This window comes from Streptomyces graminilatus, from assembly GCF_001418565.1.
Taxonomy (GTDB): domain Bacteria; phylum Actinomycetota; class Actinomycetes; order Streptomycetales; family Streptomycetaceae; genus Streptomyces; species Streptomyces graminilatus.
Map to the genome: position 1 here is coordinate 1 of NZ_LIQQ01000151.1, position 3,141 is coordinate 3,141.

The 3,141-nt window shown below is 70.0% G+C and carries 5 protein-coding genes and 1 pseudogene; 5 read left to right on the plus strand and 1 reads right to left on the minus strand.

From position 1 onward, the window contains the following. From AOK08_RS14910 to AOK08_RS14930, 5 genes and pseudogenes are all read left to right on the plus strand, one after another. Positions 1–328, plus strand: a pseudogene (locus AOK08_RS14910) (hypothetical protein); the annotation flags it as partial. Positions 329–556: 228 nt separating this feature from the next. Beyond that, on the plus strand, positions 557–775 hold the full coding sequence (locus AOK08_RS14915; protein ID WP_055526042.1) for a hypothetical protein: 219 nt from the start codon (positions 557–559) through the stop codon (positions 773–775). Positions 776–878: 103 nt separating this feature from the next. Continuing rightward, positions 879–1,184 carry a hypothetical protein gene (locus AOK08_RS45735; protein WP_157876679.1) on the plus strand — a complete coding sequence of 102 codons (306 nt, stop codon included), beginning with the start codon at positions 879–881 and terminating at the stop codon, positions 1,182–1,184. A 182-nt stretch (positions 1,185–1,366) separates the two neighbouring features. Continuing rightward, positions 1,367–1,858 (plus strand): hypothetical protein, encoded by a 492-nt coding sequence (locus tag AOK08_RS14925; RefSeq protein ID WP_055526044.1) that lies wholly within the window; start codon positions 1,367–1,369, stop codon positions 1,856–1,858. A gap of 208 nt (positions 1,859–2,066) precedes the next feature. Next, positions 2,067–2,606 carry a hypothetical protein gene (locus tag AOK08_RS14930; protein WP_055526045.1) on the plus strand — a complete coding sequence of 180 codons (540 nt, stop codon included), beginning with the start codon at positions 2,067–2,069 and terminating at the stop codon, positions 2,604–2,606. Between the two features lie 83 nt (positions 2,607–2,689). On the opposite strand, the gene AOK08_RS14935 is transcribed toward AOK08_RS14930, so the two are convergent. Then, positions 2,690–3,141 (minus strand): hypothetical protein (locus AOK08_RS14935; RefSeq protein WP_206743402.1); only part of this gene is annotated, 452 nt, incomplete at its 5' end.

The window sequence follows — 3,141 nt, forward strand, 5'->3', positions numbered from 1 at the left end:
CGCCCCCGACCTCGCCCACCTGGCCGAGGCCCTCCTCCCGGCCACCGCGGACCAGACCCTGACCCGGCTCTCCCCCACCGAACAGGTCCTCGCCCGCGACACCCAGCGCCTGGACCCGCCCGCACTGCGCCGCCTCGCCCACGCCATCGACAACGCCCTCGAAACCGCCATCACCTACGCACCCGGAAACGGGCGGCCCACCACCCACACCATCCATTCCCTGGAACTCGACCCGCCGTACCTGTACGGCTGGGCCGATGCCGATGACGAGTTGCTCACCTTCCATCTGGGCCACATCCAGGACGTCGACACCGAAGCCCCTGCCTGACCCAAATGCACTGCTCGCGGCGTATGGGCAGCGACCCATACGCCGCCCCCGAGCCCGCCACGACGGTGTCGCCGCCAGCCGCCAAATCCGCTCGTGGGGAGGCCAGTTCAGCACGTCCGTCCCTTAAGGAGAGCCGGTCGGGTCTCGTCATCACCATCCAGCTCATGTGTCGCCCGGAAGCGCGCAGGGCCGTCCTGGACGGCGGATGCCACAGGTCAGCGGCGCTTCTTGCGGCGGCCGAGCCATCCGGCCAGGCCTCGGCGACGCGACTCCCAGGCCGATGGCGGCCTGTTCTCGCGCACGGCCTGGACGCCGGGTGCCGCGCACCTGGGCGACCGGCTCGACGCCGGCTCCTGGATCGCAATCCTCGACCGCCACTCCCGTATCTCCCCCCACGGGCAGACCGTGATCCGCACCTACCGGCTGCGCCCCGTGCTCCAGCCGTAACGGCCGCGCTCGCCTCAGGGCGGGCGCGAACGGCTGCCCAGGCACTGGGAACGGCGGTGGTGGCCGGGCACCGGCAGCCCTCGGGCCCGGTACGGTGCCGGTCATGCACGATTCCACACCGTCTCCGGACGCTGACCACCTGCCGGGGCATTGGAGCCGGATCGGGATCCTCCCTCAGCAGGAGGCAGTGGAGTTCGCCTGCACGGCGCGGATCACCCGGCACGCCCTCCGGGAGTACATGAGCACGCACCTCGTCGCCGAGACCACCGCGGACGCCGAGATCCGGCAGCTCGTGGAACGCTTTCTCCAGGTCGGACGGCTGGCCCGGGGGGCCGGCGGCACCATGCGGGGGCCCGCAGCCCCAAGGCCGACGGGGAGGAGCACCCGTACTCCTTCCTCCTGGATCTGAAGACCCGGCACGTCGTCAGCTACGCGGGGCCGGCCGTCTCTTGGTTCGACGAGGTCCGCCCGCCGCTCGACGACCTCCGTCGACGCCAGGCCGAGCACCGACTCCGTGAACAGGAGCAGCAGCAGCGCCGCGCGGCCCGGGAAGAGGAGGAACGCAGACGCCGTGAGGCGCACGAGCAGCGGATGCTCCAGCAGCAGAAGAGGGCCGCAGCCCGCCGCGAGGCCGCCCCCGAACCTTCTGAGCCGGCGTGGCCGTTGCTACCGGTCGGCTACTACCACCGGGACGGCACCCCGGCGCCGCAGCCCGTGCGCCGGCGGCCTATCACCGACGAAGCCCGGATTCGCCGCGTCGGGCGCCTGCCGCACGTCGTGTTCCACTCCGACGCGCTGAACAGCCCGTTCTTCCGTGAAGTGCCCGTGGAGGGGCGCTGCGAGGCCCTGCAGCGCGTCCTCGAACTCCTCCTGCGCGCGCCGAGCAAGGGCACCGTGGCCATCGGCCCCGCCGCCGTCACCGTGACCGGGAAGAAGGTCACCATGACCCTCACCACGGACCGCACGGTCGTGCGCACCCTGAACCCGCCCGAACCGGGCAACCGCAAAGACCCCCCGCAGTACAGGGCCAAGAACTGGGTCAAGGCCCGCGAGCTCTCCCGGCAGAACGGCCTAGCGCCGTAGGCGGCCCGGAGGCCTGGGGCGCCTACGGGCGCGGCCCGACGAGGTACGCCTGGCCGCCGGAAAACTCGGCGCCACACAACACACAGCGTGTAGGCGAGAACCCTCACGCACAGCCGTCACGGACACAACGCCCCTGGGATTTCCGGGCCGACGTCTCTGGTGCGGCGGGGCCCATGCAGTGTCAGTGGGCCGCCGTAGACTCCGCCGCATGGCAGACGACCACCGCACCACCCACAACCAGCCTCGGAGCACAGAGCGAGGGAAGGGCTCCGATCGTCTCGGCGTCCCGACCGCGCGCGGCATTCGCCGCCGCATCCTCGTCTTGACCCTTGCCCCGTTCCTGATCGTGCCGGCAGTGGTCTTCCTCGTGATGCTGATCCTCAAAACGGTTCTGTTCGATGGGCTGAGCTGGGGCAGCTGTCTGACGAGTGCCACCGTGGTGGCCGTCCTCGCCACGGCCTACACGGTGTACGAGAACTCAGGCGAGATGAGCAAATACCGTGAGAAGACAGCCGTGGCTGCCCGGGATTTGCTGCGTGAGACTGGCCGTCCCGTGAACCGGGACTCTCTCTGGCAGGCTGCCGACCGTTTGGGGTCCGAGGTGGCCCTGTCGATCATGACGTTCAACGTGATGCTGCTTCCGCCCTCCGCGCGGGCCGTCGCGTACCGGGCTGCCCCGGAGGTCGAGACCGATGGCGCCGTGCAGCCGACAACCCTGGACGGCGTGCGGCTGCTGGCCGACCTCTAGTCACAGACAAAGGGAAGCGTGGCTGATGGTCAACTCACCGATCGCTGATTCCGGCCGCACCCCGGGGTCCGGCACGTTCACGGTCAGCTTCCGTGCGGAAGGGTCTGCTGTGCCCATGCCGGGAACGTCGTCGGCGCCGCAGGATCGATGCCGATGCTGAGCACGTCCTCAGCGATCTCTCCCACGGTCACGGGCACGTCCCGGGTGTACGAGCGGATCTCCATGGCCAGCATCAGCCCCACCCACGGCGGGATATCGGCTCCCTGGACTCCCTGGGCCAACTCGGCGTACTCCGTGGAGACGTCCTGCGGAACCGTGTCTCGGAGGACCACCACCTTCGCCCGCGCGTCGTACTGCTCGCGCGAGACAGAAGCCCACAAGTCCGTGACAGGTACCTCCCCCAGGACCATGGACGCGTGGCTGAACGGCGTCACGTAGTTCCCGATGCGGTGCAGCGACGTAACCGCCGGGATGGTGCCGGTCTCCTCAGTGGAATCGGCTCCGAGCACCAGGAAGGGGGTGTCGTACGACACCC